This window comes from Bathymodiolus platifrons methanotrophic gill symbiont (assembly GCF_002189065.1).
In the GTDB taxonomy this organism is placed as follows: domain Bacteria; phylum Pseudomonadota; class Gammaproteobacteria; order Methylococcales; family Methylomonadaceae; genus Methyloprofundus.
The window spans coordinates 1-6,195 of the sequence record NZ_BDMN01000374.1; the positions used below are offsets into that span (position 1 = coordinate 1).

Below are 6,195 nucleotides of genomic sequence, written 5' to 3' on the forward strand. Positions count from 1 at the left end.
ATTTTTAGTCCGCGATAGCCGTAGGGTCGTTGTTTTGTCGGAGTCTGAGCGTTAGCGAAGGTGGAGACAAAATAAAAGGCCATCCGACACGGCGTCAAGTCATTTGGAGCCTATGTTCCGACCCCTTGTTGGGTCGGGACGAGGTGACGAGGACGAATCGGGGCCGCCGGAGGCATAAGTGGTCGCGTTAAGTTTTTGCTGCTTGCTTGGGCTGGGATGCCCAAAACAAGCTTTCGCAAAAATAGCGACTCCCCGATAGGAGAATGATTTCTTTTTCAAAATGACGCCATTTAAAACTAAGCATATGAACCTTATTTTATTCGAATTGTGACTCATAATCTCCCATTGAGCGGGTATGGATTTATATTTTTAGATTAACTTTTTATTTTAAAACAAATAGTTACAATAAGTTTAGTAGATTTCAATGGTCTATATGAAATCATTTAAAATCAATGTGTTACATGAATAAATAAAGCCATGGATTATAATATTAGGGTTTTATTATTTATGCGTTTTTACATAACACTCTAATTCAATACCTTCGCCAAAATAAAAATACACTCATTTTTATGAATTTCATAGCCTATAAGCGATTGATTTATATAGGTGTGAGATTGTCATTTTTGGATTAAATTAAAATTGGCGAAGGTATTGCTAATTATTAAAGTATTTTTAATATAAAAATCAGAAAATAGACCCGCTCAATGTAAGATGATAGCAGGTAACGCGGAGAAGTGAACTTTATGCGACAGAACCCGTTATGGCTGTGTTGGTGTGATTGTTGATGCTAAAGTTGAGAGCATTAGCTTTTATCAAAAATTAGGCTTTACCTCCCTGTCTGTATTAGCGGGAGAGCTTAGTGATAGACCTCAGCCCCAACCTCTCTTTTTAGCGATAAAAACTATTGAAAACGCTAACTAACCCTCCTTCAACCCATTTTAACTAAGATATGGAAAGCTTGATTATTCCCTTCAACCCTAAAAAAGCCGCTTTTGGACGACATGAAACCTTCGCTTTACGCTATTCATGGCTAACAAAAGGTTTTCAAGCCTTTACTAAAAATCCTGATATATTTTCATCCGATGCCGCTACGGTAGAATTGGGTGTGGGTAAAAACATGGTGAATGCGATTAAATATTGGTTGCTCGCTACAAAAATGCTTAAACGTGTTGATAATGGTTATCAAACTACGGCTATTGGCGAGGCGATTTTTTCAGAAAATGGTTTTGACCCATATTTAGAAGATGAAGCAACTTTATGGTTAATTCATTGGTTATTAGTCACTAATTCTGAATCAGCAACGGCATGGTACTGGTTTTTTAATCATTATCATAAAGCCGAATTTAATAGTGATGAAGCAGGTTTTGCATTAGCAGATTTTGTTAAAAATAAATTGGCTGGTAAACATTCAGAAAGAACCGTTAAACAAGAAGTCGTGTTGATTTTAAGAATGTATGCTCAATCGCGTTCACAATCGAAAACAGCTTTAGATGATTTATTAGATTCACCGTTAGCTAGCTTAAAATTAATTAATTATATTCCTGCGACTAAAAACTATCAGTCCCTCCCTGTCGAACGCCCTCAGTTAGCGGTTGATATTATCGGTTTTGCGGTGAATGAGATTTTAAATCAGCATCAAGTTAATCAATTACCGATTGAAGAATTAATGTATCGCCATCAACAAAGTGTCGCCTTAGGAGCTGTGTTTAGATTAACGGAAACGGCATTATTGGCAAAACTTGAGTTATTAGTGGCTAAATATCCTAATGATTACCGAATTGATGAGATAGCGGGTATTCATCAATTTAGTCGTTTAAATAAAAATATAGAGCCACTACAGCTTTTAAAAAATCACTATACAGACAAGGAACAAGTGACAGTCTAATGATAAATACTTTAATTCGAGTAGATACCCACTACACCCGCTCCATCAATTTAGAACGCGATGCTGATTCAACAGACGTTTTAAAAGCGTATATTCCCACCACGCGAGCGATTCAAGTTTTAGAACGGATTGCCAAAACCTTTCACACTCAATCAGAACTTAGAGCATGGTCTTTAACTGCGCCTTATGGTTCGGGAAAATCTTCTTTTGCGGTATTTCTGTCGCATTTGTTAGAAGCTAACGATTTAGCGACTCATCAGTTAGCGAGTGGAATTTTAATAGAAAATGGACAATTAGCATTAGCCAATAACATTTCAAAACATCTCATTGAGAAAGGTAATAAAGGCTATTGCAAGATTTTATTAACAGGTAGCCCAGAGCCATTAAATACGCGTTTTGTGTTAGCGATGTATAACGGCGCGGAAGCATTTTGGAAAAATACCCGCTCACCGTCAATCGTTAAAAAACTCTCCGATGCAAGACAAGAAATATTAAACGTCAGTGAAGTTTTAAATCTATTAAAAGAATTACAACAAGCGGTTGCAAAAGCAGGCGGTGCAGGCTGTTTGTGTGTGATTGATGAAATGGGTAAATTTTTAGAATATGAAGCCCGTCATCAAGGCGTAAACGATGTTTTTTTATTGCAGGAATTAGCTGAGTGGGCGCATAAAGGTCATCAAGCGAACTTGTTATTATTCGTGTTGATGCACCAAGATTTTGAGCAGTACGCGAAGGGGTTGGCTAAAACACAAAAAGATGAATGGCAAAAAGTACAAGGGCGTTTTGAATCTATCCCTTTTTTAGAATCTACCGAGCAGACTTTAAAACTGCTAGCCGCCGCGTTTAAAAATGATTTAAGCGAGACAGAAGAACAGCAACTTAATAGCAAAACCACCGAAATCACTACAATACTAGCGGCGCAAAACTCGCTCTCCGATACCTTAATCGGCAGTGATTTATTTGTGCAATGCTACCCCTTACATCCTTTATCGTTGCTGATTTTACCTGTGTTATGTCAAAAGGTTGCCCAAAATGAACGCACCTTATTTAGTTATTTAGGCAGTTCCGAGGCTTTTGGTTTTAAAGAGCGTTTACAAGGCATCAAAACCTTAGAGGATTGGATTTTACCGTGGGAAATCTTCGAGTATTTCATCCACAATCAACCTACCGCTACCACTGACCATTTAACCCATAGACGCTGGAAAGAAGTGGTGAGTGCCTTAGAGCGTTTAGGCGATGCACCCGCAGTAGAACATCAACTGCTTAAAAGCATTGGTTTATTTAATATCATTGGTAATCAAGGTAGTTTTAAAGCCAGCCCCGAATTGGTCAATTTATGTTTAAGTGATAGAGAAACGCTTAATATGGCATTGGAGTCATTACTGGAAAAATCGCTGATTAAATACCAAAAATTTAACGGTGAATATCGAGTTTGGCAAGGTAGTGATTTTGATTTAGAGCTGGAAATTAAAACCCTAAAGCAACAATTAGGACGTGATTCTTTAGCCGATATTTTAAGTCAACGTAATCCTTTATTACCGTTAGTGGCGCGTAAATACTCAATTCAACAAGGCACATTACGTTATTTCCTGCCGCTGTATGTAGATCGTTACAACTACAAACAAATTGATTTAAGCTCTCAAACTGCAAAAATCATTATTTTTTTAGCCGAACATGAGGATGATATTCAGTTATTTACTCAGTTACAAAAAAAGGATGGTAAGCCATTAAACCTTTATTTGTTAGCTAAAAACGCTCCGCAATTACGCGAGGTTATCACCGAAATACAAGCCTTAGAACGCATTGAAAATGAAAACCAAGCTTTAAATGCTGACCCTGTTGCCCAACGTGAATTGAAAGACTATTTATCCCATGTTCAGCAACAAGAAGAGCAATTATTGAGTCATTTTTTAGAGCATCCTGAGCTTAATGACTGGTTTCATTTAGGGGAATCGCTGAGCTTTAAAAGTCGTCGCCAGTTACAACAATATTTATCGGTGGTTTTAGAAGGCGTTTATGACCAAGCCCCGTTGATTAAAAACGAGTTAATTAACCGTGACAAACCCTCGTCACAAGCAAATTCAGCGCGTAAAAAATTAGTCACGTTAATGCTGTCTCATGCTCATATTGAAAACTTAGGCTTTGAACAGAATAAATTTCCGCCTGAAAAATCTATTTATCGCGCCTTATTTAAAGAAACAGGCGTTCACCGTAAGCAGAATGGGGTATGGTCTATTGTCGCACCTAAAGCGAATAATTATCAGATGCACAAGGTTTGGCAGGGAATAGATAAATTTATTGATGAGCAAGATAAGGCTGTCAATTTAAATGCATTATATCAACATTTACAACAGCCGCCTTATGGCATTAAAGCGGGAGTACTGCCGTTATTGTTTGTGGCTTATTATCTCGCCAATCAAAGACGCTTAGCACTTTATGAAAATGGAGTGTTTTGTCCACAAATGAGTTTGGAACATTTTGAAATTTTGTTGAAACGTCCTGATTTATTTAGTGTGGAAGTGTTTGCTATGGAAGGGGTGAAAGCGAATTTATTTAGTCATTATTTAAAAAAATTATTAGATAAAACCCCAGAAGACGGCTCTTTGCTCGATATTATTAAAGCCTTAGCAAGATTTATTCACAGTTTGCCAGACTATACCCAGCATATTAAAAATCTGGATAAGCAAACCTTAACCGTGCGCGATGCGTTTGCAAAAACTCAAAGCCCGATTCAGTTATTGTTTGAACATTTACCTAAAGCTTGTGGTTTTTCTGCCTTTACTGAAGATGAGTTAGTAGCAGAAAAATATCCTGAAGAGTTTATGAATGCGTTGGTGTCGCATTTAAAACAGCTTAAACAAGCTTATCCTGATTTATTAATGAATTTTCAGCAGCAATTAACTCATGCTTTAAAGTTAGAGCCGACGTTAAGCCGTGCGGAATTACGCCAATACATTCAACAGCATTATCAGGGTTTGGATAAATATAATCATGAGCGCGATGGTTTGCAGGCGTTTATTAAGCGGTTACAGAATAACAAGACCGATGATGAGGCGTGGTTGGAGTCTATCGCAGCATTATTAGGTAAAGCACCGCCGAATAAATGGCGAGCTGAGCATCAAGCGCAGGCAGAATATCAACTGGTTCAACAATGTGAGCGTTTATTGGAATTAGCGAAGTTACATACTCATCAGCTTAAGATTGATCCTCAGAGTGCTTGTGATGCGATGTTATTGCGTTTAGTGGGAGCTGAGGGTGATATTAATCAGGTGGTGTATGTTGATAATGATTCTAAGCCTAAGGTAGATTCTATGTTGTTGGATTTAAAAAGTAGTTGGAAGCATCAGGATAGGCGGCTTCAATTGGTTGCCTTGGCTAGAATGTTGAAAGATTTGCAGGAGGAATCTTAATGGCGCAACACGATGGCAGTTATAAAAATATTTTCAGTTATCCGCAGATGGTTCAGCAACTTTTAGAGGGATTTGTGGATCAACATTGGGTTGCCGATTTAGATTTTAGTAGTTTGGAAAAAACCAGTGGTCATTATGTGAGTGATGATTTACGCGAGCGCAGTGATGATTTGGTATGGAAGGCGCGTTGGAAGGATACTGAGGTTTATATTTATTTGTTGTTGGAGTTTCAATCTACGCCTGATTATTTTATGGCGGTGCGGGTGAGTAATTATATTAGTTTGTTGTATCAGGATTTGATTAAGAGCAAGTCGGTTAAAAAAGGCGATAAGTTGCCTTTTGTGTTGCCGATTGTGCTGCATAGAGGGGATGAGCTGTGGGATTGTGTGGTGGATATAAATGATTTGGTGGTTGAATCTGCACCTGAGCTGGTTCAATATAAACCGAGTCAGAAGTATTTGTTGATTGATGTGGCGGCGTATGAAAATGAGGCGTTGGAAGCGGTTCATAATATGGTTTCGACGCTTTTTCAGTTGGAAAATAGTTCGGATGATACGGCGGTTTATTTGATTAATCGGTTGTATGATTTGGTTAAAAATGGTGATTCGGGGAGTCGCTATTTTTGCGAAAGCTTGTTTTGGGCATCCCAGCCCAAGCAAGCAGCAAAAACTTAACGCGACCACTTATGCCTCCGGCGGCCCCGATTCGTCCTCGTCACCTCGTCCCGACCCCACAAGGGGTCGGAACATAGGCTCCAAATGACTTGACGCCGTGTCGGATGGCCTTTTATTTTGTCTCCACCTTCGCTAACGCTCAGACTCCGACAAAATAACGGCCCTACGGCTATCGCGGACTAAAAATCATCACTTCGCTTAGGCTACGTTTCCCTGATTTTCAGCG

At 38.7% G+C, this 6,195-nt stretch carries 4 protein-coding genes; all 4 read left to right on the plus strand.

Annotated elements, in window-relative coordinates; translation table 11 throughout:
* Nucleotides 1-774: 774 nt before the first annotated feature.
* The 4 genes from CDZ78_RS22335 to CDZ78_RS17830 are packed head-to-tail and all read left to right on the plus strand — an operon-like array spanning nt 775 to nt 5,969.
* A complete protein-coding gene (locus CDZ78_RS22335) occupies nt 775-921 on the plus strand; it encodes a hypothetical protein (RefSeq protein ID WP_167374389.1) in 147 nt (48 codons plus the stop codon).
* A 28-nt stretch (nt 922-949) separates the two neighbouring features.
* Nucleotides 950-1,885: a DUF4007 family protein gene (locus CDZ78_RS17820; protein ID WP_087871185.1), complete on the plus strand. Its 936-nt coding sequence runs from the start codon at nt 950-952 to the stop codon at nt 1,883-1,885.
* Nucleotides 1,885-5,295 carry a hypothetical protein gene (locus CDZ78_RS17825; protein WP_230988361.1) on the plus strand — a complete coding sequence of 1,137 codons (3,411 nt, stop codon included), beginning with the start codon at nt 1,885-1,887 and terminating at the stop codon, nt 5,293-5,295. Before CDZ78_RS17820 ends, CDZ78_RS17825 begins: the two co-directional genes overlap by 1 nt.
* A complete protein-coding gene (locus tag CDZ78_RS17830) occupies nt 5,295-5,969 on the plus strand; it encodes an Rpn family recombination-promoting nuclease/putative transposase (protein ID WP_087871186.1) in 675 nt (224 codons plus the stop codon). Before CDZ78_RS17825 ends, CDZ78_RS17830 begins: the two co-directional genes overlap by 1 nt.
* Nucleotides 5,970-6,195: the final 226 nt, after the last annotated feature.

Coding starts and splice junctions, on each gene's coding strand:
- CDZ78_RS17820 (WP_087871185.1), top strand. CDS start 950: ATGGAAAGCTTGATTATTCCCTTCAACCCTAAAAAAGCCGCTTTTGGA.
- CDZ78_RS17830 (WP_087871186.1), top strand. CDS start 5,295: ATGGCGCAACACGATGGCAGTTATAAAAATATTTTCAGTTATCCGCAG.
- CDZ78_RS17825 (WP_230988361.1), top strand. CDS start 1,885: ATGATAAATACTTTAATTCGAGTAGATACCCACTACACCCGCTCCATC.